The 26,496-nt window shown below is 45.1% G+C and carries 28 protein-coding genes and 11 tRNA genes; 32 read left to right on the top strand and 7 right to left on the bottom strand.

All coding sequences use genetic code 11. The features are described from left to right. Position 1: 1 nt before the first annotated feature. Positions 2-1,906 carry a sulfotransferase gene (locus NXZ84_RS15110; RefSeq protein ID WP_309495851.1) on the bottom strand — a complete coding sequence of 635 codons (1,905 nt, stop codon included), beginning with the start codon at positions 1,904-1,906 and terminating at the stop codon, positions 2-4. A gap of 152 nt (positions 1,907-2,058) precedes the next feature. Here NXZ84_RS15110 and NXZ84_RS11390 point away from each other — a divergent pair, with 152 nt between their 5' ends. The 3 genes from NXZ84_RS11390 to NXZ84_RS11380 all read left to right on the top strand — a co-directional run bounded on the left by NXZ84_RS11390 (position 2,059) and on the right by NXZ84_RS11380 (position 4,600). Beyond that, positions 2,059-2,721 carry an ArsR/SmtB family transcription factor gene (locus NXZ84_RS11390; protein WP_258840459.1) on the top strand — a complete coding sequence of 221 codons (663 nt, stop codon included), beginning with the start codon at positions 2,059-2,061 and terminating at the stop codon, positions 2,719-2,721. 59 nt (positions 2,722-2,780) lie between these two features. Next, positions 2,781-4,055: an MFS transporter gene (locus tag NXZ84_RS11385; protein ID WP_258840458.1), complete on the top strand. Its 1,275-nt coding sequence runs from the start codon at positions 2,781-2,783 to the stop codon at positions 4,053-4,055. 80 nt (positions 4,056-4,135) lie between these two features. Further along, entirely contained in the window at positions 4,136-4,600 is a 465-nt protein-coding gene (locus tag NXZ84_RS11380; protein ID WP_258840457.1) for a CBO0543 family protein, read from the top strand. A gap of 36 nt (positions 4,601-4,636) precedes the next feature. Here NXZ84_RS11380 and NXZ84_RS11375 read toward each other — a convergent pair whose 3' ends face one another. The 3 genes from NXZ84_RS11375 to NXZ84_RS11365 form a co-directional block, all read right to left on the bottom strand. Beyond that, positions 4,637-5,092: a CopD family protein gene (locus NXZ84_RS11375; RefSeq protein ID WP_258840456.1), complete on the bottom strand. Its 456-nt coding sequence runs from the start codon at positions 5,090-5,092 to the stop codon at positions 4,637-4,639. Positions 5,093-5,121: 29 nt separating this feature from the next. After that, entirely contained in the window at positions 5,122-5,442 is a 321-nt protein-coding gene (locus NXZ84_RS11370; RefSeq protein ID WP_258840455.1) for an antibiotic biosynthesis monooxygenase family protein, read from the bottom strand. A gap of 73 nt (positions 5,443-5,515) precedes the next feature. Then, a complete protein-coding gene (locus NXZ84_RS11365) occupies positions 5,516-6,115 on the bottom strand; it encodes a hypothetical protein (protein ID WP_258840454.1) in 600 nt (199 codons plus the stop codon). A 228-nt stretch (positions 6,116-6,343) separates the two neighbouring features. Between NXZ84_RS11365 and NXZ84_RS11360 the strand changes: the two genes are divergently transcribed. The 15 genes from NXZ84_RS11360 (at position 6,344) to NXZ84_RS11290 (ending at position 20,248) form a co-directional block, all read left to right on the top strand. Beyond that, the gene (locus NXZ84_RS11360) at positions 6,344-7,258 is read left to right on the top strand and encodes an ABC transporter ATP-binding protein (protein ID WP_258840453.1); all 915 of its coding nucleotides are present in this window, start codon (positions 6,344-6,346) and stop codon (positions 7,256-7,258) included. Continuing rightward, a complete protein-coding gene (locus NXZ84_RS11355) occupies positions 7,255-8,376 on the top strand; it encodes an ABC transporter permease (protein ID WP_258840452.1) in 1,122 nt (373 codons plus the stop codon). The genes NXZ84_RS11360 and NXZ84_RS11355 overlap by 4 nt, the downstream gene beginning before the upstream one ends. A gap of 14 nt (positions 8,377-8,390) precedes the next feature. After that, positions 8,391-8,774, top strand: a complete 384-nt coding sequence (gene acpS, locus NXZ84_RS11350) for a holo-ACP synthase (protein ID WP_258840451.1) — start codon at positions 8,391-8,393, stop codon at positions 8,772-8,774. A gap of 128 nt (positions 8,775-8,902) precedes the next feature. Beyond that, complete coding sequence (locus NXZ84_RS11345) at positions 8,903-10,450, top strand: NAD(P)H-hydrate dehydratase (RefSeq protein ID WP_258840450.1); 1,548 nt, start codon at positions 8,903-8,905, stop codon at positions 10,448-10,450. Between the two features lie 188 nt (positions 10,451-10,638). Next, on the top strand, positions 10,639-11,646 hold the full coding sequence (locus NXZ84_RS11340; protein WP_258840449.1) for a DUF4367 domain-containing protein: 1,008 nt from the start codon (positions 10,639-10,641) through the stop codon (positions 11,644-11,646). A 181-nt stretch (positions 11,647-11,827) separates the two neighbouring features. Further along, entirely contained in the window at positions 11,828-12,250 is a 423-nt protein-coding gene (locus tag NXZ84_RS11335) for a hypothetical protein (RefSeq protein ID WP_258840448.1), read from the top strand. Between the two features lie 34 nt (positions 12,251-12,284). Next, positions 12,285-13,445, top strand: coding sequence for an alanine racemase (gene alr / locus NXZ84_RS11330; RefSeq protein WP_258840447.1), 1,161 nt, complete (start codon positions 12,285-12,287; stop codon positions 13,443-13,445). 205 nt (positions 13,446-13,650) lie between these two features. Next, positions 13,651-13,902, top strand: a complete 252-nt coding sequence (locus NXZ84_RS11325; protein ID WP_258840658.1) for a CopG family ribbon-helix-helix protein — start codon at positions 13,651-13,653, stop codon at positions 13,900-13,902. A 5-nt stretch (positions 13,903-13,907) separates the two neighbouring features. Further along, complete coding sequence (locus NXZ84_RS11320; protein WP_258840446.1) at positions 13,908-14,258, top strand: type II toxin-antitoxin system PemK/MazF family toxin; 351 nt, start codon at positions 13,908-13,910, stop codon at positions 14,256-14,258. A 222-nt stretch (positions 14,259-14,480) separates the two neighbouring features. Continuing rightward, positions 14,481-15,482 carry a PP2C family protein-serine/threonine phosphatase gene (locus NXZ84_RS11315; protein ID WP_258840445.1) on the top strand — a complete coding sequence of 334 codons (1,002 nt, stop codon included), beginning with the start codon at positions 14,481-14,483 and terminating at the stop codon, positions 15,480-15,482. Between the two features lie 56 nt (positions 15,483-15,538). Further along, positions 15,539-15,874 (top strand): STAS domain-containing protein, encoded by a 336-nt coding sequence (locus NXZ84_RS11310; RefSeq protein WP_258840444.1) that lies wholly within the window; start codon positions 15,539-15,541, stop codon positions 15,872-15,874. After that, positions 15,871-16,356 (top strand): anti-sigma B factor RsbW, encoded by a 486-nt coding sequence (gene rsbW, locus NXZ84_RS11305; protein ID WP_258840443.1) that lies wholly within the window; start codon positions 15,871-15,873, stop codon positions 16,354-16,356. Before NXZ84_RS11310 ends, rsbW begins: the two co-directional genes overlap by 4 nt. Further along, positions 16,325-17,107 (top strand): RNA polymerase sigma factor SigB, encoded by a 783-nt coding sequence (gene sigB / locus NXZ84_RS11300; protein WP_258840442.1) that lies wholly within the window; start codon positions 16,325-16,327, stop codon positions 17,105-17,107. The genes rsbW and sigB overlap by 32 nt, the downstream gene beginning before the upstream one ends. 96 nt (positions 17,108-17,203) lie before the next feature. After that, positions 17,204-19,366, top strand: a complete 2,163-nt coding sequence (locus NXZ84_RS11295; protein ID WP_258840657.1) for a Tex family protein — start codon at positions 17,204-17,206, stop codon at positions 19,364-19,366. Between the two features lie 6 nt (positions 19,367-19,372). Then, a complete protein-coding gene (locus NXZ84_RS11290; RefSeq protein WP_258840441.1) occupies positions 19,373-20,248 on the top strand; it encodes a M23 family metallopeptidase in 876 nt (291 codons plus the stop codon). 21 nt (positions 20,249-20,269) lie between these two features. Here the strand turns inward: NXZ84_RS11290 and cmpA are convergent, their stop codons facing one another. After that, positions 20,270-20,407 (bottom strand): cortex morphogenetic protein CmpA, encoded by a 138-nt coding sequence (gene cmpA / locus NXZ84_RS11285; RefSeq protein WP_258840440.1) that lies wholly within the window; start codon positions 20,405-20,407, stop codon positions 20,270-20,272. 106 nt (positions 20,408-20,513) lie between these two features. On the opposite strand from cmpA, the gene NXZ84_RS11280 reads away from it, so the two are divergent. Further along, the gene (locus tag NXZ84_RS11280; RefSeq protein ID WP_258840439.1) at positions 20,514-21,068 is read left to right on the top strand and encodes a thioredoxin family protein; all 555 of its coding nucleotides are present in this window, start codon (positions 20,514-20,516) and stop codon (positions 21,066-21,068) included. Between the two features lie 48 nt (positions 21,069-21,116). Here NXZ84_RS11280 and NXZ84_RS11275 read toward each other — a convergent pair whose 3' ends face one another. Further along, positions 21,117-22,148, bottom strand: coding sequence for a ThiF family adenylyltransferase (locus tag NXZ84_RS11275; protein ID WP_258840438.1), 1,032 nt, complete (start codon positions 22,146-22,148; stop codon positions 21,117-21,119). Positions 22,149-22,249: 101 nt separating this feature from the next. Between NXZ84_RS11275 and NXZ84_RS11270 the strand changes: the two genes are divergently transcribed. Beyond that, entirely contained in the window at positions 22,250-22,705 is a 456-nt protein-coding gene (locus NXZ84_RS11270) for a hypothetical protein (protein ID WP_258840437.1), read from the top strand. Between the two features lie 99 nt (positions 22,706-22,804). Here the strand turns inward: NXZ84_RS11270 and NXZ84_RS11265 are convergent, their stop codons facing one another. Then, entirely contained in the window at positions 22,805-23,524 is a 720-nt protein-coding gene (locus NXZ84_RS11265; RefSeq protein WP_258840436.1) for a sporulation protein, read from the bottom strand. Between the two features lie 558 nt (positions 23,525-24,082). Here NXZ84_RS11265 and NXZ84_RS11260 point away from each other — a divergent pair. The 12 genes from NXZ84_RS11260 to thiL all read left to right on the top strand — a co-directional run bounded on the left by NXZ84_RS11260 (position 24,083) and on the right by thiL (position 26,492). Then, a tRNA-Ser gene (locus NXZ84_RS11260) sits at positions 24,083-24,175 on the top strand. A 24-nt stretch (positions 24,176-24,199) separates the two neighbouring features. Beyond that, positions 24,200-24,275: transfer RNA gene (locus NXZ84_RS11255), tRNA-Glu, on the top strand. Between the two features lie 12 nt (positions 24,276-24,287). Then, positions 24,288-24,363: transfer RNA gene (locus NXZ84_RS11250), tRNA-Val, on the top strand. A gap of 21 nt (positions 24,364-24,384) precedes the next feature. Beyond that, a tRNA-Asp gene (locus NXZ84_RS11245) sits at positions 24,385-24,460 on the top strand. Between the two features lie 11 nt (positions 24,461-24,471). After that, positions 24,472-24,547, top strand: a tRNA-His gene (locus NXZ84_RS11240). 18 nt (positions 24,548-24,565) lie between these two features. Beyond that, a tRNA-Gln gene (locus NXZ84_RS11235) sits at positions 24,566-24,640 on the top strand. 23 nt (positions 24,641-24,663) lie between these two features. Further along, positions 24,664-24,739: transfer RNA gene (locus NXZ84_RS11230), tRNA-Lys, on the top strand. Positions 24,740-25,044: 305 nt separating this feature from the next. Beyond that, positions 25,045-25,128: transfer RNA gene (locus NXZ84_RS11225), tRNA-Leu, on the top strand. A 22-nt stretch (positions 25,129-25,150) separates the two neighbouring features. Next, positions 25,151-25,237 (top strand) — tRNA-Leu (locus NXZ84_RS11220). A 35-nt stretch (positions 25,238-25,272) separates the two neighbouring features. Further along, positions 25,273-25,349 (top strand) — tRNA-Pro (locus NXZ84_RS11215). A gap of 25 nt (positions 25,350-25,374) precedes the next feature. Beyond that, positions 25,375-25,448, top strand: a tRNA-Gly gene (locus NXZ84_RS11210). A 54-nt stretch (positions 25,449-25,502) separates the two neighbouring features. Then, on the top strand, positions 25,503-26,492 hold the full coding sequence (gene thiL, locus NXZ84_RS11205) for a thiamine-phosphate kinase (RefSeq protein WP_258840435.1): 990 nt from the start codon (positions 25,503-25,505) through the stop codon (positions 26,490-26,492). Positions 26,493-26,496: the final 4 nt, after the last annotated feature.

The raw sequence follows: 26,496 nt of genomic DNA, 5'->3' as shown, positions 1-26,496 counted from the left end.
ACTATTTATCCTCATATCCCATCGCTCGCATCTCGTCAGCTGCTATTTCCATAAAGAGGTGCAATTGTTCCTCCGTCAGTTCCGTCTTCCAGCGACCGATCTTGTGCGTGTAAATGGGCTGAATCACTTGAGAGACACTGCTCTCTTGACCGAAGGTTTCCCCTAAATCATGAGGCTGCTGGTGATGGCGCAGGAGTGCATCATCCCATGGTTCTTCTAGAAATGCCATCACACGCTGTAACGTTTCCTCAGGAGAGAGGACGAGATCTTCGTATTTTACCTCTATATACCTGTCAGTCATCGAACGGTACTGGCGTCCTAACTTCATCGTATATGTCCAGCGCTGAGCAAATTGTTTTACATCTTTCGTTCCCCAATTCATTGTTAGATGTGAGCTAAATGCATCACGTCCATCACGGATGAGATGAATAAATTTCATGTCAGGAAAGCAGCGATGAATAAAGGGGATAGATAAAATGTTCTTTGGTGTTTTATCTGCCCAGCGACGTTTTCCTTTAGATTTCATATAGCGTACGTGAAACTGCTCCAGCATTTGGCCAAAAGCGAAGTCCATCGTGTTCTGGGGAGAGGCATCATATTCAAGTAGACGAATGCGGTATGCTTGTGCCAATTGATTAGATAGTTTTTCTACATGAGGGTGGACAAAAAATCCAGTTTCAGGACCACAGGCAATATGGGGATGACTATCGAGAATAATACGCATTAAAGTGGTTCCAGAACGTCCTTCACCACCGATAAAGATGGGAGAGAAGCGCTCTTCTTCAGCAGAGAATGAGTCATGGATAGAGGCGGTGTGAACGGGAAGTGGTTTTTTTAGGATGGAATCTAAATACTTTTTATTGTGTAGTACGCTGGCATCATGTGGACGATAGCGACGTGCCATTTCGTTGTGGTAGTAGGCACGTTGTCTTTTGCCGAGCCGGTCATAGGCGACACATAATTGTAAGTGGGGAAGCCAGGTCCAATAGCTGTGGTTAAGGTGTCCTGTGAAGTCAGTAGGCGGTTCTAACTTTGTAGCTAGTTCATACCAATAGACGGATGTGTTGTTCTGCCCTTTTTCTAGGAAGTAGTTTCCGAGCCAACAGCACGTTTCGGCTCGTGGAGCATCCAATTTAAGTGCGAGTAAGGCGGCGGCGGCTCCACGTTCGGCATCACCGAGCTGAACACAGCAGTCTGCTAATTTGAGGGTGGCATTGATGCGGTCTTCGATCCAGCCGCGACCGCCGTCTAGAAACTTTTGATAAAAAGTAGCGGCATCTTCGTAACGCTTATGTTCCATTAATTCGTTTGCGTAATAGTAAAGTTCGCGGGGAGTAAACTCTTTTCCCTGTGCTAAGTGATGCTCATAGATACGGAGGTTGCGATCCCCCTTTTCTTTCTTCTTTATGGGTTGATGCGTGACAATCACATCACTGTGAACAATCTTCCCGCCAATCGGTAAGCATTCATGGACGACACCTTCCCAGTCATAGCGAGTTTCACGTTTGACCAGTCTGTACCGTTTTAAGCTGTAGGTCACTTTTCCGTTCTTATCGAAGGAAAGGTGATAATCCATCGATACGGCATCAGTGGTGTTGTCAAGCTCCTGTTTTAAGGAAGCTAATTTTTGTTGATCTTGCTCTAGGAGCACATCGTCCGCATCTAACCACATGATATACTCTTTGCTTGCTTGTTCAAATGAGTAGTTACGGGCAGCGGCAAAATGATCAATCCATGCAAAGTCATAGATACGATCAGTATAGCGGCGGGCAATTTCTTTGGTGCGGTCTACCGAACCTGTATCCACAATATTAATCTCATCGACAATATCCTTCACCGAATCGAGACAGCGCGCAAGTGTCTTCTCTTCGTCACGAACAATCATACATAAACTGATCGTAATCATCATTTCACCCCATTATTAGCTACTTATCATCTCAATGTATGCCTAAAGGGGTGGAGTGATGAGTGCTGAAAAAAGCATTGACTCCTCTGCTTGTCTAAGTATACAATACGGGTAAATAAATTTTACCGTGTAAGAAAAGGAGCTTGATTTAGATGCCGGATATCAAGCAGAAGAGGGCTTTTCAATTGGATCGCTATGAACAGCTTAAGGCGATTAGTGATCCACTACGCATCCGTATGTTACTTCATTTGATAGAGCGCGCATATACAGGACAACAATTAGCGAAGAAGTTAGAACATTCTCGTTCCCGTATCCATTATCATTTGGGGGAGTTAGAAAAGAATGGGTTAATTTCTCTAGTGCGTAAAGAAGAGAAAAAAGGAATCGTACAAAAGTTTTATCAAGCGGTGGCTATTGATTTTTATATTTCAGATTCCCTGTTGCCACATGTAGCAGAGTTGAAACAGACACGGCGCTACACAATTGTAGAAATGCTAAATCGCGCTAAACAGCGTGCCTTAATGGCACCGGATGAAGCATTTGAGATGAGAGAAGGTGCCCATGATACTTGGAGCAACTTATCGATGCAAGCCGAATATCGGCTACGTGAAGACCAGTTTAAAGAGTGGTTATCACGTTATCGCAAACTGGTAAGTGAATTGGATAAGCTGCAGGATGAAGCGGGTGAGTACGGAAAATGGTATTACCTCAGTAGTGTTGGATTTCAAACGGAGGAGAAAACAGAGATATCAGGTTGCGTTGTTGAGGATGAAATCGGACCGCAGACGGAGCCTACTTCAAGCGGGCGACCGTAGGAAGAGGAAGAAACCTAGGATATTATGAGTGTAGCTTATCAACACTAGGAGGAAAAGGCATGGGAGCAGGAGCGGTACATGTGGCAGAAAATAAAGTGGCATTGGAGAAAACAGGTGGGTCGCTGTGGCGGAATCGCTCGTTTCTCCTGTTGTGGGTGGCAACGATATGCTCTGGTTTTGCCATCTCTATGTATATGATTACAGAATCATGGTACGTGATTAAAGCGTTAGGCTTACACGCCTCTCTGGGGATGGTGATGATGGCAACGACCGTTCCTCGCATTCTTTTTATGATGGTGGGAGGCGTAATCGCGGATCGTTTTCGTCGCTCCACGATTATGGCGGTTTCAGATGGTACACGAGCCCTCTTAGTGATAGCGATGGTAGCCATTTTACTGTTCGACTACCTTAATATTTGGATGCTTACCTTTTTTGCTCTTGGTTTTGGTGTATTAGATGCTTTTTTTTGGCCGGCGCAAAGCTCTCTTCTTCCCCGCATCGTGAGCAAGGAGAAGTTGACGAGGGCCAACGCGGTTATTCAGATGACGATGCAATCCTCAATGATGATTGCTCCCATGTTGGCAGGGATGACCATGGTGATCGGTTATGAAACTTCATTTTTAAGTATTGCCGCTGTACTGCTTCTTGCTGTTGTTGCTCTTCTCTTTATAAAAGAAAAGGAAACGGATGAACAGGAGTCCCACGTAGCAGCAGGTAAAACCTCTGTCTGGAAAGATATGAAAGAAGGATGGAGTTATGTACGCACGTCCTCCTTTTTACTGACGCTGATGGGCATAGCAATGGTGGTTAACCTCTTTTTTAGTGGCGCGTTAATGATGGGTGTTCCCCTCATCGTCGACCTCTTTCTCGCTGGAGACGCCCTTGACTTAAGTTATATGGAAAGTGCGCTTGCTGGGGGGATGCTTATAGGGGCTGTAGTGGTTGGAGGATTAAATATCCGTAAAAAACGTGGATTGATCGCTATGGGTCTGATGGTTACGCTTGGGATGTGGCTGATCTGCTTAAGTCAGATTGATGCTTTGTGGCAAGGGATTTTGTTGCTTTCTATCATGGGAGCTAGTCTCGCTTTTATCGATATTCCCATTATGAGCTTATTGATGGAGAAAACAGAGGAGGATAAGATTGGACGTGTGATGGGAATGGTTGTGACTGCATCAATGGGGTTAAAGCCCTTGTCTTTCGCTATGATTTCGATCTTGCTCTCCGTCGGTGTCTCCTTGCGATTGATCTTGACGGGTTGCGGACTGGCTGTCATGCTTTTCGCCCTTTATATGATCATTAAAAAGAGAAAATTAATCCTTACTGTTGATTGATAGAAAAGTGCTATAATACCTGAGCTGTGCATGCTCCCTTCTCTCTAAAACCATATTAAAGAGGAGGGAGGTGTTTTTTTATGCCGTTTCTGCTGATGGCGCTGATTTTCTGGGGGTTAGGGATAGCGATAATTGATAAATCACGGTGGCGTATCGGGTATCCGACTGCTCTGTTTGGAGCGTTACTTTCGTTTATTTTGGATACAATTTTTGTCACGTGGGGGTTTTGGTATTATAAAGATCCACTTCTTCCGGATTTATGGCCCAATATACTCCTTAATCTCAGTTTGTATCCGGTAGGTGTATGGATTTTTGTGCAGCAGTATCCAACGCGGAAATTGTGGCGATGGATGTGGTGGAGCGGCGGTGTGGCGGGTCTAGATTGGATGGAATGGGTACTTCATTTACAGCATCGCATTTACTATGATCATGGGTGGAATATTGGATTTTCTACGCTTGCCAATATCGGGTTATTATGGCTGATGAAGGTGCATTTTGATTGGGTGGAGAAGCCGATCTTTCGACAAGAAAATACCCGAATATAAGGTGATTCTACCTTGTGTTCGGGTATTTGTGATCTGTTATGAGATTTTGGTGGTAGCAAAAAAGATGATGATGAGTAATACGAGTGTAGAGATGTTTAAAAACATAGCATAACGTTTCATGCCAGCGTCTACTTGGTCGGTGTCAGCACTTGCTTTTTTAAGCAAGCTTTTCCCGAAGAAGGTAAAGAAGAGAATGTAGACGAGAATCGCAATGCTAGCAAATCTTTCTTTCACGAGCAACCACAACGGGGTTGGGTCGAGCCCGATAGAAAAATAAAGATAAAATCCAGTGAGTAGCGCGATTACACTACTTGGAATTAACATCGTAAGGTTGACACGGTGAATAGAACGAAGGGATTCTACCTTTTGTGCTTGTGTAGGGTTTCCTTTCATCGCTTTTCGGGTCCAGATGGTCATCATTGATAATCCACCAAACCAGGTGGCGACAAAGATAACGTGTAGAAATAAAGTGATCTTATATGTCCAATCCATTTGTCTTCTAAACTCCTTTAATCTATAGACTACGCTATGATTATATCATAGGCGGCTAAGTTATCTGAGGAGGAATTTTGTTTCCTCTTTCCTCCGTGTGCTTGCTGAAAGTGGTCGCTAGCTGTCCACTGTTGGAATGCTTCCTTATCGGTAAAGGTTGTTTCTACGATGAAGTGGGATCCATCTTCTGCTCGTAGAAGACGAAAGGAAATAAAACCGGGTACTTCTTTCATCGATTGCGGTGCCTTCATAAAACGTTCCCGTAAGTGTTGAGCTTGCTCTTCAGAGATAATAGTGATCTTATTGTTGACTTGGTACATCGTATCCAACTCCTTATGCATCTTGTCCATCTTTTAACTTCGCTCATACACGTGTAAAGCCCTACAAACACATGCGTAATATCAGGAAGTTGTCACATCTACTCTACATGATTAACCATAAAACGGGTAGAAGGGTAAGTAGTCCAATCAGTATCAGGATCATAAAAAAGGTGTAAGGAGGGTATTGCTGCTGGATAGGAATTTCTTGAATGTGAATAAGATCGGGCTTTTCGGCACACGGTTGAGCGAGGAGAACGAGGTGAACACGTAATGATTTCCGTTTGGGGGACTGAATACGAACTTCATATCGCATTTGATTTGGATCGAAGGGAATGGTGATTGTCTCTTTGCTGTGCGGAGCGAGGACGATCGGACGTTGTTCAGACAAGGAGAGAGGATACGCCTGATCGTCAGACCAGTCATATGCCTGCAGATGAACAGGAAGTTGTTGCTCATGTTGATTGTTTATTTTCACCATAATTTTCGTATGGTGATCACAATCAAGAATCCCGGTTGAATAAGTAAATGGTGTCTTCTTTGTGATTATGGGGTTTGGGGATACTTTCTCCGCGCCTTTACTCACTTTGCGCATGAGTAAAGGTGTGTTCTCTTGATGTTCAGTGGAGGAAAGTTTACCACCTTTCTTTTTGCGGGCAGACTCTAAGTAAATCACCTTTCTGTTATTCTCCTGATTTTCAATCATGTACAATCCCTCCGTTCAGTGCCTCCGACAGTAAACATACGGACGATCTTCCTCTATACTTTCCCCCGCAACTCACTTTGTTGATACATATAGAATGCGATACTTATGTCACTCATTCTCTTCTTACATCGAAAAGACCTGCATCTTTCGGTTATACTGAGGAGAAGAAGAGCTTCATTCTCGGCAACGTTCATTACATAAGAGGAGTGGAGAAAGCTGTCTAATACAATGATTGAAGTGAGCCGACTGGTCAAACAGTATGGTCGCGAAGAGGTAGTAAAAGGAGTCTCCTTCACTATTAAAAAGGAAGAGGTTTTTGGCTTATTAGGTCCCAATGGTGCAGGTAAAACTACGACGATGGAGATGATCGAAGGGCTGCGCACCCCCGATGGTGGACAGATCTGTATAGATGGGGTAGATGCTGTGCGATACCCTAAGCGAATAAAGCAATTGATTGGTGTGCAATTGCAATCGACATCGTTGTTTGATCATCTAAAGGTGAAAGAGATCATTCGACTTTATGCTAGTTTTTATGAAAAATCACGCCCTCTGTCTGAATTGCTGCAAGCATTTCATTTAGAAGAGAAGGCAGATGCGCTAGTGAAGCATTTATCGGGCGGCCAACGACAGCGGTTGGCGATAGCCCTGGCTGTAGTGCATGATCCGAAAGTGATATTCCTCGATGAACCGACGACAGGATTAGATCCGAAGGCGCGCAGGGACTTATGGGCAATTGTTCTGCAGTTGAAGCGCGAGGGCCGGACGATCTTCTTGTCTACACATTATATGGAGGAGGCAGAGAAGTTATGTGATCGTGTGGCTATTATGAATCAAGGGAAAGTGATGGCAATTGATACTCCAGTGGGGTTGATTCGTAGCCTCGCTTCCGATAGTGTGATTCAGTTCGAATTGGAGTCTACGCTCGTTCATCCTCACATGGAACGGTTACATGGAGTAAAAGAGGTGCATCAATCCGAGCAAGGGATAGTCACCTTATCTACGGATTCTTTGTCGACGACCTTACGGGAACTGATTGCACTTGCCGATGAGCACCAGTTTTTGCTTGCAGGACTTCGCACCCGTAGTGCGACCTTGGAAGATGTATTTTTGGAGCGAACAGGAAAGAGGTTGACAGCAGAATGAAGGCTTATTTACAACTGACCAAAGTGCAGCTGCTCTTGTTTCTACGTAATAAAAATACGATTATCTGGTCTTTAATTTTACCCGTCTTTATGATTTTAGCCTTGGGTACTCTTTTAGGAGGAAAAGAAGACAGTGCTCCTTTCTCCCTCAAATTAGCGGTGGTCGATCAAGATCAGTCGCAAGCGTCGCAAGCGTTTCTCTCACAATTGCAGCAAAAAGAGGGGTTTACTTGGAGTGAGTTGGAGCAAAGTGAGGATGTGGAAGCTGGGGTTCAACTTCTTGAAGAAGGTGAACTGGACGCGCTGGTGGTGATCAAGTCCGGCTTCTCTACCCAATTACAGCAACATGGGAAATCTTCCGATCATAAAATACTCCTATATTTGGATGAAAGCAATCAAACATTAAAAGAGATTGGGTCCACGCTGGTGGAACAAGCAGTAGATGAACAAAATAAAGAAGTAGTTGGTTTTGAGCCGCGTATTACGGTGGAAGCGAAAAATGTACATGCAAAAGAGCTCAATTATATCGATTTTTTGGTTCCTGGTATTTTATCGCTATTAATCATGACAAATAATTTGAACGGGGTAGCTGCGACGATTGCCTCTTGGAGAGAACGCGGTATTTTGCGCCGGATGCAAGGAACCCCACTTAATAGTGCTACCTTTATTGCTGCGCAAATATCGGCTCGGATCTTGCTGAATGGACTGCAAGCATTAGTGGTAGTATTAGTGGCATATTTTGTTTTCGGGGTTCACGTATATGGATCGTGGTTGCTCTTGTTGCTCTTTATTTTATTGGGTACCCTCACATTTTTGTCGATTGGTTTTATTATCGCCAGTTTAGCAAAAACGCCGGAGAGCGCTGGACCTATAGCGGGTTTAATCTCTTTTCCTATGATCTTTGTTGGTGGAATCTTTTTCCCTGTTCGGGATCTGCCGGGGTTTCTTCAACCTTTGGTAAAAGCAATACCGATTGGATACTTGACGGATGCATTGCGTGGGGTGATGAATACGGGTGCCACCATTATCGATCTATGGATTCCTGCATTGGTTTTAAGTGCATGGTTAATCGCCTCTTTCGCTATAGCAGCTTGGAGCTTCCGATGGGATGTGGACTGAAGGGGTGGTAGGAGATGATTATTGGCATCGGTACGGATCTGGTGGAGATGGATCGAATCAGGGAAATTGGAGTAGATCGCTTACTTAAACGGATCCTCACCGAGGAGGAACAAAAGCTTCTTTCTCAACATGAACGTCGCCGTCTAGAAATGGTGGCAGGACGATTTGCTGCCAAAGAAGCGGTTGTAAAAGCAGCTGGCACAGGAATTGGTAGTCAAATCGGCTTTTTAGATATTGATGTTGTAAAAGATAAAGCGGGTCGTCCGTACCTGCGTCTATCAGAGCGAGCGCAGAAAAACCTAGGGTGGGGAGAGGACGTATCACTTCACCTCTCCATCTCTCATACTAAGGCTTATGCTACTGCTATAGTTGTGGTTGAGCGATTGGCATCGCCATAAAGGGAAGTAGAGAGGGGGAATAGGCAGTAAGGGGCAGATATTCTCACTCTCTAAGTGCCTGTCAGTCTTGTCTGCATATCATCGAAGATAGGCACATATAGATATAACGCGGTTAGGAGGGACAAAGGGTGTATGTAGTTACCGCACAAGAAATGCGTGAGATCGATCGACTTAGCAGCGCTGCATTCTCTATTCCAGGAGTTGTATTAATGGAACGGGCGGGGCTAGCTGTCAGCCAGGCAGTGCAGGAACGATACACTGATGGACGAGTGCTCATCCTTGCGGGTGGAGGAAACAATGGTGGTGACGGCTTTGTTACAGCGCGTCATCTTCAACAGGCAGGCTGGGATGTGCAAGTGTGGATTGTGGGTAGCCGTGCAAGAATGAGTGCAGATACGACCACTTTTTTAGAAGCTTGTGAAGCCCTTGACATCCCGATTGGGTGGTACGAAGAGGAAAAGCATTCTCTCTTTCTACAAGCGCTCGCTACTGTGGATGGGGTGGTCGACGCTTTATTGGGTACGGGACTCAGCGGTGAAGTCCGACCATCCACTGCACGCGTGATCTCCGCTATTAATGAAGCAGGGTTGAATTGGGTGGTAGCCGTTGACGTGCCAAGTGGAGTAGATGTAGATAGAGGGAAGTCTCATCCTGTTTGTATTCATGCAGACCTCACTATTACGTTCGCTTTTCCCAAGTGGGGACATTATCTCTTTCCTACTGCGCGCTATTGTGGAGAAATCATTGTGGCAGACATTGGGATTCCGACAGAGGTTGTTCGTCTCTGTGAACCGGAGGTGAAAGTAAACCATCCCCATCTGTGGCAGCAGGCACTGCGCCAGCGTGAAAAGTGGGGGCATAAAGGCACATATGGACATGTGTTAATCGTCGGTGGGGCACAAGGGATGGTAGGGGCGGCGGAAATGGCAGGAATCGGGGCTTTACGCTCTGGAGCCGGGAAAGTGACGCTTGCTGTGCCCGCATGGGCAGAGCAAGTGATGGCGAGCAAAGTGACAGAGGCGATGGTGTGGGCGTGGCCCGATAATAGAGGGAAGTTTACGATAGTGCCAACGGCAACCGAATTAAAGCAGCGTGACATTACAGCTATTGCAGTAGGACCGGGGCTGGGACGTTTTTCTACTGAAGGTGAATGGCTGCGCACTCTATTACAGCAGGCGGAAGTTCCTCTCGTGCTCGATGCCGATGCACTTAATATACTTTCTCTTGATCCAGATTGGTTATGCGATGCGCAAGATGTTGTTCTCACACCTCATCCAGGTGAGATGGCCCGCCTGCTTGGAATCTCTATTGCAGAGGTAGAGGCGGCACGTCATCAAGTGGCACGTGATTTCGCCCTTCGCTATGGAGTAACTGTTGTACTCAAAGGAACTTATACGATTATCGCTTATCCTGATGGGAAGCAAGTAGTTAATCCTACGGGAAATCCCGCTTTAGCCAAAGGTGGATCAGGTGATATATTAACGGGTATGATAGGCGCTCTGCTGGCACGTTCTCTTCCCTTGCAACAAGCGGTCGCTATGAGTGTCTATCTTCATGGCAAAGCAGCAGAAAGTGCGGCAGGCACAAAATCGGCGCATAGTGTGGTAGCTACAGAAGTGGCTGCAGAAATTGGGGTTCTTCTGCAGCAGTTGGAGTCCATGTACGCACCCCGTTAAGTAAAAATAAGTGGGAGCAAAATGGGCTCATCCTTGAAGTGTCGGAATCGGTGAAGGGGCTGTTTGAAGCGCGGTTAGATGGGTGGATCGTTTGCACAGATACACAAAAGTATAAGGTTGTGCATGCGATCTTACGCCAACAATAAAAGTCTATATTTTTAGATCATTCGATAAAAGGAGTGGGTCAAGTGCGTCGTACACCGTTACTTTTGGCAATCATATTATTGTTGACCGTATGGCTGACTGGATGTGGGCCCAAAAGTTCAGATGAAGTGATACGGGATGTTTCTAAGAGATTGGAGAAGATGGAAAGCTACAAGAGTAAAGCGAAAATGCAAGTTGCTACTGGCAATGAACCACAGGAGTATGATGTAGAGGTGTGGTATCAACAACCCCATTTTTATCGTGTCTCTCTTAAAAATAAGAAGAAAGAGATTACGCAAGTTTTATTGCGCAACGATGATGGAGTATACGTGATAACCCCACATTTGGATAAAAGTTTTCGCTTCCAGAGCGATTGGCCAGAAGCGAACGGACAAATTTATCTTTATCAAACATTGATGAACAGCATTATCGAAGATAAAGAGCGTCAATTTGAGGCGACGGAAGGAGTGTATCAGTTTGAAGTAGCAGCTAGTTATAAACAACATCAATCTTTTCAATCACAAAAAATCTGGATGAAGCAAGATTTGAGTCCAGATAAAGTAGAAGTATATGATGAAAATCATGAAGCCCTTGTTACGGTCACGTTTGATTCTTTTGAAATAAATCCTACTTTTGATGCCGATGCCTTTGATCTCGAGCGCAATCGCTCCGCCTTCGCCCTTAAGAAGAGTCCGAGTACAGAGGAAGAAGAGAAGTTTTCCGTTCTCACCCCCGGTTATGTGCCTGAGGGAAGCCGCTTGACAGGGGAAAATACAGTGGAGTCGATGAATGGAAAAACAGTGGTTATGCGCTATCAAGGTGATCGTCCTTTTACTTTAGCCCAAAGTCATCCGAGCGCTGTCCATGCTAGTTTAACAGCGGAGGGAACTCCGATTGATCTAGGCTTTACGTATGGAGTGATGGTAGAGATGGAAGAGAAAAAACGTTTGACCTGGACATATGAAGGTACCCAATTTGAATTGTACGGTGACTTGCCAGAGGCAGAGATGGAGAAAATTGCACAGTCCGTGGTGACACAACCAGCAAAATAGTAGGTATAAATCCCTTTATATAGCCTGCTTCCAAGGCTTGTGAAGGGGTTTTTTTTTGGAATAATTGACAGTCTGGAAACTAGCCTTCTCCTTTGCAATATCGCGGAAAAGAGAGTATGATACCTATGAGGACAAAGAATCAATGAAGTAGGTATGATAAGGGGAAGGTAAGGTACTAACGATGAGTGATTCCGTCATTCGTGAGGAAGCAACCTCATACACAATCCTTTTATATCGTAAAAGCCCCACCACTCGCTATATAGAGATGGGCTTATTCTTGGTGGGTTTTTTTGTATTACTCTCTTTTTTTGAAGTGCGTTCAACACCATTTATCATTGCTCTCCTAATGGTAGCGGCTGTTATTATGTTTGGATTTCCTGTACTGTACCGAGTAGTAGTGCATCCACGTTATGCGTTATATGCAGATCGCTTAGAGGTGAGAGTCGGTAGAAAAACAAGCGTGTATCCGTTACTCGATTTGGAGCGGACATATGATTTAGGACATATCTTCCGCAGTAAATTGCATAATAAAAAAATATATCTTTTGGTTTCAGATGACTTTCTCACGGCATTGCGAAGCCAACTTAAGAAGGTAAACGGGTGAGTGCATGAAGAGTGTTCAATACTGTAGGCCCACAGTGGCCGAGATAGATCTTGATGCGATATGCCATAATGTGAAGCAATTTCGTTGTCACTTACCTTCGGGTACGCAGTTGATGGCGGTTGTAAAAGCAGATGGATATGGTCATGGTGCTCAGCCAGTAGCACAAGCGGCTGTGGAAGCAGGGGTAGACTGGCTGGGGGTAGCTTTTTTAGATGAAGCGCTTGAACTGCGTCGGGGAGGGATTAAGGTACCTCTGTTGGTGATGGGATACACCCCACCTGTAGCAGCTGCTATCGCGGCGCAGGAAGATATCACGCTAATGATTAACTCATCTGAGGATGCTATAGCGATGGCACATGTGCTCACTGATTTAGAACGACCGTTGTCAGTTCATGTCAAAGTGGATACGGGCATGGGACGTATGGGAGTTCTCGTTGATGAAACCGTAGCGATTATGGAAAAACTATCTTCTCTCAACAAGATTAAGGTATCGGGGCTGTTTACCCACTTTGCCTGTTCAGATGAAAAGGATAAAACGTATACACACGAACAAGCGGCTCGATTTCAGCGCGTAATCGATCAATTACAAGCAGAAAGGTTATTACCCCCGATAGTGCATGCGGCCAATAGCGGTGCGGCTATTGATCTCCCTCAATATGCATATTCGATGGTGCGGATTGGAATCAGCTTGTATGGATACTATCCCTCACCAGAAGTGGACCGTTCTAGAATTGCGCTTCGTCCTGCATTAACACTTAAAACAAAGGTTGTTCGTGTGAAGCGCTTACCTAAATCGTACGGGGTTAGTTATGGGAAAACAACCACTGTAAATGGGAAACAATGGATTGCTACCTTGCCAATCGGTTATGCGGATGGATTTAGCAGACAGCTATCTAATCGCGGCGTTGCTTTAATTGGAGGGAAGAGGGTTCCGATTGTGGGCCGTGTCTGCATGGATCAAATGATGATTGACGTTAGCTCAGTCATGCCGGTAAAAGTAGGAGATGAGGTTGTATTGTATGGCAATCAGCGCGCTTCATCCATCTCCGTTGATGAAGTGGCAGATATGTTAAATACGATCTCATATGAGGTGACGAGTAAGATTAGTCGCCGTGTGCCTCGCATATATATAAAAGAGGGACAGGAGACACAGGTGATCAATTATCTGCACGCCACCTCAGGGGACTTATTCTAATTATGAAAACGTGTAATGACAAAGCAGGAATGAAGTAGGGAAAGTCGAATAATGTTAAGAATGTGGGCATTTCGTCAGTTGAGCTTATTCTCTATAAAAGTATATTTTTGCAACATAACTGACATAATGGTAGTATTGAGAAGAGAAAATCGCCAACGGAGAAGATAGTTGGGGGTGCTTGTAGTTGTCTGATACGAAGAGAATAATGATTAGCTTACCTGATCATTTACTTGAAGAGGTAGATGGAATGGTAGCAAAAGAAAAATCGAATCGGAGCGAGTTTGTCCGCCGAGCGATGAAGTTGTATTTAAATGAGCGCAAAAAGCGTGTCATACGTGAAATGATGCAACGAGGCTACATGGAGATGGGTCGAATTAACCTCAATTACGCATTGGAAGCTTTCGAAGCGGAAGAAGAGGCGGATGATACGTTGGTTCGTATGGTTAGTGGGGTGTAGCCAACTTGATTGTTAAGCGTGGCGATGTCTATTTCGCGGATCTTTCTCCAGTGGTTGGTTCCGAACAAGGAGGCGTGCGGCCTGTCCTCGTCATTCAGAATAATATTGGTAACCGCTTTAGCCCCACCGTTATCGTCGCCGCGATCACCGCTCAGATCCAAAAAGCGAAGTTACCAACCCATGTGGAAATTGACGCAAAGGCGAACGGCTTTGATCGCGACTCTGTTATTTTGTTGGAACAGATACGTACCATCGACAAACAGCGTCTAACTGATAAGATTACTAGCCTGGATGATGAGATGATGGAGTTCGTAAACGAAGCATTGCAGATCAGCTTGGGATTGATTGATTTTTAACTTCTGAGCATTAATACTCGTTAATTCGGATGTTATTCGTAAGAAAAATCCCGAGCTGATATGGTACCAACCACGAAAAGCGGTGTGTGATAAGATGTGGGAGAGAAATCTTCCACATCTTTTTCATATGCTTGCGTTTTTTTTTATCAAGTAGGCTCTCAACTTTTTGTATAATAATAAAGAAATAATAGGGTGGGATATCACTCCAATCGAGGTGAAAGAGTGGATAAGAACTTTAAGCAACAATATGTTGAGATCCTTCATTCCTATTTAAAAGAACAGAAGGAAGATCATTTATATGCTGTAGGTCAATTAGGGAAATGGATGTTAGAGGATTTTCTTCCCCCGGAAGAAATAGTAGGATTTCATTTAGCGGGATTAAAAGAATGGATTGAGGATCTTCCTGTAGATGTGAATCTATCCTTTGATGTGTTGATTGAAATCATGGTACGGTATGGTATTGCTTATCGAGAGCACGAGATGTTAGTTACAAGACAACAGGAGCTGGAGTCGGAAATAGAAGTAGCAGTGGGGATGCAACAAACGCTCCTCCCTGATGGAGCACCTGATTTTCCGGGCTTAGATATTGGTACCATCAGCGTGCCCGCTCATCGCATGAGTGGGGATTACTACAACTTTGTTTTACATGAAGATGGGACTCTTGGAGTAGCTTTATCCGATATTATTGGTAAAGGGATTCCTGCTGCTCTATGCATGTCGATGATCAAATACGCGATGGATGGATTAGACGAAGAATCTCCTTCGCCATCAGAAATTTTGCGACATATTAACGCTGTGGTAGAGCGAAATGTGGACTCCAGTATGTTTATAACGATGGTGTACGGTCTATATAATGAACAGACGCACCGTTTTCGATATGCCACTGCAGGGCATGAGCCTGGCTTTTATTATTGCGCTGCCGAAAAGCGTTTTTATGATATGACTACCCGGGGGCTGGTACTAGGTGTTAGTCGTCATGTTCACTATCAGGAGTATAGTTTAGATTTGGCACCAGGGGATGCGATCATCCTTTTCTCAGACGGGGTAACGGAATGTCGAATCGATGAGCAGTTTTTAGGGCGAGACCGTCTACGGGAAATATTGGAAAATCATTTAGACTCAACTGCGCAAGAAACAGTAGATGCTACTTTTCAATATCTGTATGAAAAAGCTAATTATGAGCTACGGGATGATCAAACGATTTTAATGCTTCGTCGGCTTTAGGTTTTATGAGGAAGAGGAACGGGTAGAGTAAGTACTAGTATCGGAGGGTGAGATCCATGAATGTTTCAATTGAAGAAAGAAGTGGGATAGATACAGGATCAGTATTAGTAATTCGCGGTGAGATTGATGTGTACACTGCACCCGCGTTACGGGATAAAGTGATGCCATTAACGAAGAAAGAAGATCATATTACGTTGGATTTATCTGGTGTTGATTATATAGATAGTACGGGGCTAGGAGTGTTGATCGGAGCGTATAAAGCCTTACGTGTCAAGGATGGTCAGTTAACGTTGGTTGGTGTAGGGTCACGCTTGTATCGTTTATTGGAAATAACTGGATTAAGTGAGATCTTTACGATTCATCAAGGAGAAAAGGAGGGAAGAGAAGGATGAAGGTAGAAGCTGTTGATGAAATCACAATAAATATTCCGGCAAAGCCTGATTTTGTGGGGATTGTCCGTTTATCACTCTCTGGGATTGCTAATCGAATGGGCTTTTCTTATGATGATATTGAAGATATGAAGCTGGCAATTGCAGAAGCTTGTACCAATGCAGTGGAGCATGCATACCAAGGTACAGCGACGGGAGAAGTTGCGGTGACGTATTCTTTATTTGCGGATCGTTTAGAAGTAAAGGTGGAAGACAAAGGATGCAGCTTTGACTCCGCTCGTGTGCAATCCTCATGTGGACCGATTCAAAACGATCAACCTCTGCCGCTGATGCGCGAACGCGGTCTTGGTATCTATTTGATGAAAACATTGATGGATAATGTAGAGATCAGCGATGGCGAAGGGGTTGTGGTGGTCATGACGAAGTATCTTCGCAGAGATGAGGTGGAGCCACATGTCGCAATCTCCGAGACAAAATCTTACTAAAGAATCGATTAAAGAAAAGATTGTTCGCTATCAGGAAGAAGAGGATCCGGGATTACAGGAAGAGCTGGTTAAGCACTATCAAGGACTTGTTTCTAATATGGCGGCAAAGTTTTCACGTGGTGCGGAACCATATGAGGATCTGTATCAAGTTGGGATGATCGGCTTATTAGCGGCTCTGAAACGCTTTGATACAACATATGGACATACGTTTGAAAGCTTCGCGATCCCTACAATCGTAGGTGAGATCAAGCGTCATATGCGGGATAAAACGTGGAGTGTTCATGTGCCACGGCGTATTAAAGAGCTGGGTCCTCGTATTAAGCGTGCCGTGGAGGAGTTGACTACATTAAATCAACGCTCTCCACAGGTGGCAGAGATTGCAGAACATCTCCAGGTTCGTGAGGAAGAAGTATTAGAAGCGATGGAGATGGGACGCAGCTACAATGCAGTCTCTGTGGATAGTCCCATTGAAGCAGGTAGTGATGGAAGTCAAATTACGCTGCTCGATCTTGTAGGAGAGCAGGATATCTCTTTTGAGCAAGTAGATCAGCGTATGATTTTGGAAAAAGCATTTCAGATTTTATCGGAGCGGGAGCAGAAGATTTTACAGCTTACCTTTTTTGAAAACCATAGTCAAAAGCAAGCGGGAGAAGCGTTAGGGATCTCACAAATGCATGTTTCGCGTTTGCAGCGCAAGGCATTGCACAAATTGCGTGAAGCCATCAATTCAGAGCCGTCTGAAGTCATCTGAGCAGATGGCTTTATTTGTTTGCGTCGTTTGTACTCCTTTCGGTATGATGAGAGGGAGGTGGAATTAGAGATAGAAAGTAGTGAACCGAGTGTGGAAATGAAACAGATTTACCAACAAATTGCGACAGAGATGGAATTTGAAGAAAAATACGTGGCTGCCTGTATCGCCATGATAGAAGATGGAAACACGATCCCTTTTATTGCACGCTATCGAAAAGAACGAACGGGAGAATTGGACGAGGAGCAATTGCGAGCCATTGATGATCGTTATCAGTACATGGTTCAGTTACATCAACGAAAACAAGAAGTTTTACGCTTAATTGAAGAACAAGGGAAATTAAGTGATGACCTTCGCCGTCATATCGAACAAGCCCAGAAACTTCAGGAAGTGGAGGATCTATATCGTCCGTATAAGCAGAAACGGAAAACAAGAGCCTCTAAAGCTAAAGAACGCGGTTTAGAACCACTGGCAGAATTTTTATTAAAGACGACAGAAGCGGAAGCAGGGGAAGTAGAGGCACAGCAATATGTGAATGAAGAGCAGGAAGTAGCCACAGTGGAGGATGCTTTGGCAGGGGCGATGGATATCATTGCGGAGCGCATCTCAGATGATGCTAAGATCCGACAATGGTTGCGCACACACACATGGGACGTGGGCGTGCTCTCGTCTACAGCAAAAGATAAAGAGCTCGAGAGTGTGTATGAGATGTACTATGATTGGCATGAGCCAATCAAAAAAGCACCACCCCATCGTATTTTGGCCGTCAATCGTGGGGAGCGAGAGGATTTTCTGCGGGTGAAAGCAGTAGTGGAAGAAGAGGAGATCTTTCGTCATATTGCTAAGTTGTTCTTTAATCAACAGTTTCCTCATCGTTATTTGCAAGAAGCTCTGGAGGATGGTTATAAGCGTTTGCTCGCTCCTGCGATTGAACGGGAGATTCGAGCAGCTTTAACAGAAAAAGCGGAAACACAAGCGATACATATTTTCTCAGAAAATCTACGCAAATTGTTATTGCAACCCCCTATTCGTGGGAAGTGGGTACTTGCTTTAGATCCAGCATACCGTACAGGTTGTAAATGGGCAGTAGTTGATCCGACAGGGAAGGTAATGGAGTATGGTGTTATTTATCCGACTAAACCACATGCACGCGTGGATGAGGCAAAAAGAAGAATGAAAGAGTGTATTGCCAAGTGGAACGTAGATTTGTTTGCGATCGGCAATGGTACTGCTTCTAGAGAGACTGAGCAATTTGTGGCGGATCTGTTTCCGGAGGTGGATCGTCCATTACATTATGTGATGGTGAATGAAGCAGGGGCTAGTGTATATTCAGCTTCAAAACGTGCTCGTGAAGAATTTCCTGATTTGGATGTGGCTGAGAGGAGCGCTATCTCTATTGCTCGTCGCCTACAAGATCCTCTGGCTGAATTGGTTAAAATTGACCCTAAAGCAATAGGGGTGGGGCAGTATCAGCATGATGTGTCACAAAAGCAGTTAGAACAAAGTTTGACCACCGTGGTGGAATCGGCTGTAAATCATGTAGGTGTAGATGTCAACACGGCTTCGTCTGCATTATTGCAATATGTAGCAGGGATATCGGCTTCTGTCGCTAACAATATTGTGCGTATGCGTGAGGAGGAAGGCTCCTTTTCAAATCGGAAAGAGCTGAAGAAAGTACCGAGATTAGGGGCGAAGACATATGAGCAGTGTATTGGGTTTCTGCGAATTATGGATGGTGAGGATGCGCGGGATAAAACACCGATTCATCCGGAATCATACACTATTGTGCAAGCATTGCTCACCATTTGGGGGATGAATATTGCTGATATTGGGACGCCTGCGTTCCAACAAAAAGTGCGTGCGGCAGATCCGCATCGCCTGGCAGAAGAGTTGGAATGCGGTTTACCAACGATGAGGGACATATTAGAAGCGCTAATTCGTCCAGGTAGAGATCCTCGTGATCAGATGCCTGCCCCCATCTTGCGATCCGATGTACTTCAACTAGAGGACCTGACACAGGGGTTAAAGTTAAAGGGCACCGTGCGTAACGTGGTTGACTTTGGTGCTTTTGTAGACATTGGATTAAAAAATGATGGGCTTGTCCATATTTCTAAGCTTAGTGACCGTTTTGTTCGTCATCCTCTCGATGTAGTGGCAGTCGGTGATATTGTCGATGTATGGGTATTGGAAGTAGATGAGGAGCGACAACGTGTTGGGTTAGCGATGATTCCAGTAGAAAACGAGCGTGAAAAAGGGAGATAGATATAGGTGAGGGGTTGGAGTAGGTTACTGGTGTTGCTTCTGATACTAGGGGGAAGTATATGGTATGTTTTGTGGGAAAAAGCATGGATAGACCCCCGCACCCCCTTCCTAGATGCACAGGAAGTGCGGGAGTTGGAATTGCCAGGTAAATTAGCCCCTCTATATGTGGAAATAGCGAAAGAGAAAAAGGTTCCGTGGGCTTATTTAGCTGCCTGGGATGAAGTAACTTCTACTTATGAAGGGGTTAAGCGGAAAGAGGTTGAACAACGTGCCCAGTTGTTGGCGAATAAGGAGAAAGTGCTGGGCTCTGATGAAAAGGCGTTTGCTATGTGGCTGGAAGAGGAGCTTTCACCAGCTGAGGCAGATAAAGCTAGGGTAATTGCTAAGTCTTATCAGTGGCAAGCGGCTTCATTAGCGGAGGAGAATGCATTTCCATTTATGAAGCAAGATGAATCAGCCGTTGAGTATAGCGATTCATGGGGAGCAGCTCGCACATATGGAGGGGAGCGGCAACATGAAGGAACAGATATGTTTGCCAAACCCAAAACCCCGATTGTGGCAGTGACGGCAGGTACAATTGTGAGGAAGGGATGGAATGAATTAGGTGGATGGAGCCTCACACTTCGCGATAGTAAGCATCCGCAGATTTATTACTATTATGCTCATATGAATCACTATGCGGATGGGATCGAGGAAGGGGATCGCATCGAAAAAGAAGATGTGATTGGATATGTGGGAGATTCAGGTTATGGCCCGGAAGGAACGACGGGTCAGTTTCCGTCTCACCTTCACTTTGGTATTTACGTTCAAGAAGGGAAGGTTCCGTGGAACCGGGAGGCTGTCAATCCGTATCCATTTTTACAGGTATGGAAGAATGAATAACGGAAGGGCTAAGTACTGTCACTATGATTTGATTTCTTGTCGCAGCGGTTGTTTATTTTGTTCATTAAACATAAACCAACAATCGTTGAGAAAACGTATTTGGTGACGGTCTTTTCCATAATAGGCTTGCATGAGTTGTTTTTTTAACCATTTGGGCATTATGCTCTCTCCTTGTATCACACGAATCGAAATACTTATTTTTGCTCCTAGTATATGAGGGGCTGTGTGTAGGTGTGTTATTCCATAGATGAGAGGTTGATGAAGAATGAATTTAAATATATGGCATGATAAAGGCATGACGGTAAAGCAATATATCGATGAAATGAAGGTGAATCGTGAAGGTTTACTCACCGTCTACCAAGGATTTCAGGTACCGCAGGCTGATCGTACAGCGTGGCAGTCATTGCGTGATCAGCAGTTGAAGATGGTGGTCTTAACCGCGGATTGGTGCGGAGATGCAATGTTATGTATGCCAGTGATGATTCGCATTGCGGAAGAGGCAGGTATATCACTTCGTTGTCTCAACCGTGATGACCATTTGGATTTGATGGATCAGTACCTTACGAATGGAACCTCTCGCTCCATTCCCATCTTTATTCTCCTCAATGAAGCGGGGGAGGAGATTGCTGTCTGGGGTCCGCGGGCTCCACAGGTACAAGAGTTGGTTACTGAGATGCGCAATGCTCTTCCTCCTGCGGAAGATCCTAGCTTCCAAGAAGAACAGAAGAAGATGTATCGCGGATTTAAAGAGAGATTGGTGCAGGATGAAAAGCTTTGGGATGTTGTGTATAACAGTATGAAAGATCGCCTGCAAGCGTAAGAGAGATCAAACAATAACCGACCTGTATAGGTCGGTTATGTTCACGTACTAGTATCCGATATACTTGGAGATAAACGATCGGGCAAGCGCAGGGTCATCTGTTCCTTGAATGAGGATGCGACCATCTGGAAAAATAACTAACTGATGCTCACCGAAGTCGGCTCTAAGCAGGAATGCGTTTTGTTCCAAGCGGGCTACGGGTGCAAGTTTTGTGGCTATCTCAGTTAGTGAGAGCGAAGGGCGCTTGGCAGGGGTGAATTGAATGCTGTTTCGTCCGCACAGAGAAACGAAATCGGCAGATGTATCGTTGGGTTGTAGGTGATGATATTGGTGCTTAACGCAAGTTGGGCAAATGGGATTACGTTTTGCTTGCACTGAAAAGGAAGAATGGTGATTACTCCACAGATCAAAATGATGGTAGCGATTATCTAGAGAGTTGATATCGCCAACAAGCCATTTCAGAGCTTCTGTCACTTGATAAGAGGCAATTACATGGATGATCGGTCCGATCACACCTGCAGTATCGCAAGTCTCTCCGGCCCCTGCTTCCGGCGGTTGGGGGAAAAGACAGGTGAGGCAGGGGGTTATTCCAGGTCGGATGAAGAAGTATGATCCATGAGCACTTACCGCTCCACCATATATCCAAGGAATCTTGTGTTTCACACTGATATCATTGAGTAGGTAGCGTACCGTAAAATTATCCGATCCATCAATGATAAGGTCAGCATTTTGTAAGAGTTGTTCACTATTTTGCCAGGTAAGATCTATAACATCTGCAGTGAGACGGACATCGCTATTGATGGCGGACAATTTATTTCTAGCCGCTATCGCTTTGGGAAGTCGTTGATGAGCATCTTGTTCGTCGTAGAGCATTTGTCGCTGTAAATTGCTGTGCTCGACAAAATCGCGATCAATGAGATGAACATGTCCCACGCCTGCTCGTACTAGATGATTGGCACTAGCACTTCCTAGAGCTCCGAGGCCAACGATGGTGACGCGTGCTGCTTGTAATTTAGCTTGACCGTCAAATCCAATGGATGGGAAAAGTGTTTGGCGAGAATAACGATCTTGTAAAGACATGGTTTCACCTACCTATAATCAAGAAATAATAGAGCATTCGCTCTCTTAATCTATTATAACTGAATGAGCAATAGCTGTGATTGAGCGGGGAGAGGGTGATGATGATGGGGGAGCAAGGAGTGATCCAATGGATGCTCCAATTGATCGTAGCTGATTTGGAAGGAATGGAAGAGAGCGAACGACCGATTCAGCGAATCGAAGCGGAGGATCAAGGCTTTCAATTAGTGATGAAAGACACGGAGGTATACGTGGTACAGGTATCATCGAAACTGACAAGTACAGAAACAGAGGAGGAAGAAGCGGTGCAGGAGTATACCGATGAAGAGGATGTAGTCCGTCTAACTTATGAAGAGTTGCATGATTTAGTTGGTGTGTTGGAACAAGTGACCAAGTTCCTTCATTACGATGAGCGCCGCATGGGTGAAGTGATGGTGCAGACGATGGAATTTCCGTGGGAAAGCCGAGCAAAACGGGTACAAAAAATGAAGGTAGAGCTTCAACGGATATTAAAGGTGATGGAGAAAAAAGTGGGGGAAGAGAAGAATATTGAAGGATAATAAGAAATCGCTCTGCTAAAGCATTTACTTTAGCAGAGCGATTTCTGTGAGAAGAAATAAGAAAGAGTTCATAGTATGGTGGTGTGAACCCACGTTTTGTCAGCTAATTTGTAGATACTCGTTAAGAATATGAATGAGTTGATCTTCAAACTGACTCGCATCATGGTTTGTTTTGTTTACTAATAGTTGGAATTGGGTCGACTCCTGTTGCGGACTAAGTAGTTCGATACGAATGTCTACCTTCTCCTCTTCATCAATAGGATCAAAAATCACCTTGGTTTCGGCCAGATCCTGTGTGATGGACTCCGGAGGTTGGAAAGTAAACTCTTGAGCGAAGGGATGCATTTCCGTCTCTTTATTAAAGTTGTACTCTACATTAAAAAGTTGAAATGCTTGTTGTTCCATTACACCCAGCACATTTTCTACCAAAGGATGTGGAAAGATTTCAATCTCACCCATCTCCGACAGATAGTACTCCTCGCCGGATTGAATATCCGTTCTTATGAAGATGGGGTACTGATCGAGCGTTACCGGTGTATCCCAAGGGAGTTCAAAGCGGAAGGGAATATGTACCGTTTTATTTGCTTCTACCTGAACCGACTCAGTTAGAAGATAATCTGCCATCAAGTACTCTTCTTCTGCTTGGGTTCCCATAGGAATGACTAAGGATAGAGTGATATTTTCCAACGAAGTGGCGATATCTGAAGAGATGATTACCTCTCCGAGTACCCATTCACCTTGGCGATAATGTGTTTTGTCTAACTTCGTATCCACAATGGTCCCGTCTAGTTGGAGACTAGACACGGTTTGTACAGTCATGGATGCCAATCATCCTCCTGATCATTTACAAGTGATTACGTTCAATAGATTAATTGTTTTTTAGTACCAGGTCAATAGTAAGGACAGGAATATGGTTATTGAGTGCGTAAATAGGGTTATTTTATATAGGATACGTTAAAATTTGATACGATAAAATTGCATCCATTAGTTTAATGAGTTTTCGCTCATATGAATAAGATACCAGAATACGGTCGAACTTTCCATAGGAGAACGCTCCTATGTGCTGGGCTTCCTACCTTGAGGGTGTAAATATCTTGTTTTTGGGAGTGTGTAAAAAAAATATTAAGCAGGGTGTTGACATCTTTTCATGTTATATGTTAAATTATAAAAGTCGCTTGAGACCAGGGATTTACCAGCATTAAGCAATTAGCAGATAAGAAGGATTAAAATATTTTTTAAAAGAAGTGCTTGCATTTAACTGTAAAGTAGCGTATAATAAAAAATGTCGCTCGGAAGAGAAATCTCTTCCTCCTAGCAAAGGCGCAACACATTTACGCGGACAAGCAACAGTTCGTTAGTTATATTTGCCAAATGCATGGGGAGATACTCAAGAGGCCGAAGAGGACGGTTTGCTAAACCGTTAGGGGGTCGTAAGATCCCGCGCGGGTTCGAATCCCGCTCTCTCCGCCATAACGAAGTGACAATATTTTATTTGGCCCGTTGGTGAAGCGGTGAACACACCAGCCTTTCACGCTGGCATGCAGGGGTTCGAATCCCCTACGGGTCACCAAAAATTTATTATGGACGATTAGCTCAGCTGGGAGAGCACCTGCCTTACAAGCAGGGGGTCGGCGGTTCGAACCCGTCATCGTCCACCATTGCAACACTTATTGTAACGCGGAGCTGTGGTGTAGGGGTTAACATGCCTGCCTGTCACGCAGGAGATCGCGGGTTCGAATCCCGTCAGCTCCGCCATTTATATTGAGGCGGCTATGGCGAAGTGGTTAACGCACCGGATTGTGGCTCCGGCATTCGTGGGTTCGATTCCCATTAGTCGCCCCACTTCATTATTAATATTGTTGGGGTGTAGCCAAGCGGTAAGGCAACGGACTTTGACTCCGTCATGCGCAGGTTCGATCCCTGCCGCCCCAGCCAATGATGTTTATTTTTTTTGTCTCGAGCCATTAGCTCAGTTGGTAGAGCACCTGACTTTTAATCAGGGTGTCGCAGGTTCGAATCCTGCATGGCTCACCAAATAAAAACCTTCTCTTTATGTGTATTGGGAAGGTTTTTTCCTACCAGGGATAAGGGATGTTTGTGCTCCTGTCCGTGGTTCACTCTTGTGAAGCTTGGACGATTGGGATTACATATGTAAAGCAAAGCATTTCTACTGAAGTTACCGCTTAGCTGAGGAATAGATGTGGGTCAGATCACTTGCGATAAAAAAATATAAAAAAATGCTTGACTCGCATTTACCCCCGTGGTAAGATAGTACTTGTCGACGGGAGATGTTATCTACCGGATGATCAAAAATAAATCGCTACTTGTAGCGTAACCATGCGGGTGTGGCGGAATTGGCAGACGCACTAGATTTAGGATCTAGCGTCTATGACGTGGGGGTTCGAGTCCCTTCACCCGCACCACATATATCTATTAGCAAGTTACGCGGTCGTGGTGGAATTGGCAGACACGCTATCTTGAGGGGGTAGTGGCCTCATGGCTGTGCGAGTTCGAGTCTCGCCGACCGCACCATCACTACTATGATGTAAGTGCAGCTGACGCACTTTCGGGGTGTGGCTCAGCTTGGTAGAGCGCCTCGTTCGGGACGAGGAGGTCGCAGGTTCAAATCCTGTCACCCCGACCACTTTGTAAAAACATACTTCTAATATGCGGGTGTAGTTCAATGGTAGAACATCGGCCTTCCAAGCCGAATGCGTGGGTTCGATTCCCATCACCCGCTCCACAGCGACCGTAGCGATTACTGCTACGGTCTTTTTATATAGCGGGGTGATGAGGAATGCGTGATGAATTTGTACTGATCCAGCAACTGTTGGCTCAGCGTCCACCAGTAACAAGACCTGTCGTTGTTGACGCGGGTGATGACGCAGCCGTTGTAAGTATGGCGCCTGGGTATCAGGTGGTAATCAGTAGTGATACGATGGTGGAGACGGTTCATTTTTTGCGAGCTACCATGCGACCAGCTGATATTGGTTGGAAGCTGATGGCCGCTAACTTGAGTGATATGGCGGCGATGGGTGCTACGCCAACCTTTGCTTTGCTCTCACTTGCAGTTCCGAGTAACTGGTCAGAATCAGAACTTGTAGAAATCTACAAAGGGCTGTATCAGTTAGCAGCTAAGCATGAGGTTACTCTGGTAGGAGGAGATACGGTCTCATCCCCGCATACATTGGTACTTACTTTGACGATACTGGGTGAGGTGAGGGCAGGGAGGGCGCTACGTCGTTCTACTGCAGAGAAAGGAGATATTGTGTTTGTTACAGGTACGTTAGGGGACTCAGCTGCTGGTTTAAATATTCTCCTTCACCATGATGAGGAGCGTAGTGAGCTACATCCTAAACTGCTACAGGCACACCGGCGACCGCATCCCTGTGTGACATTGGGAAAGTGGCTAGCTGCTAGCGGCGAGCGTATCGCTTTAAATGATATTAGTGATGGGATTTCGCAAGAAGCGTGGGAGATCGCTGATGCAAGTGGTGTACATCTTCTATTGGAACAGGATAAGCTACCACTGAGTAAGGAAGTGATCGCTTATGCTGACCAAATGCAGATGGACCCGTATGAGTGGGCTCTACACGGTGGGGAAGACTTTCAGCTGCTGGGCACTGCACCAGCAACTTGGTTTCAACGTAAAGCTGCCAGCGCGCCGACCCCGATGATCCCGATAGGCTATGTGGAGAGCGGTCGGGGAAGTGAGGTCGAGATTGTACGATCAGGTGAACGGGAGCAGTTGACACGTGCCGGTTATAACCATGGACGAAAGAGGTGAAAGA

It is taken from the genome of Mechercharimyces sp. CAU 1602 (assembly GCF_024753565.1).
Taxonomy (GTDB): Bacteria; Bacillota; Bacilli; order Thermoactinomycetales; family JANTPT01; genus Mechercharimyces.
The sequence above is the reverse complement of the archived record's forward strand: the minus strand, read 5'-3'. Positions and strand labels throughout refer to the sequence as shown.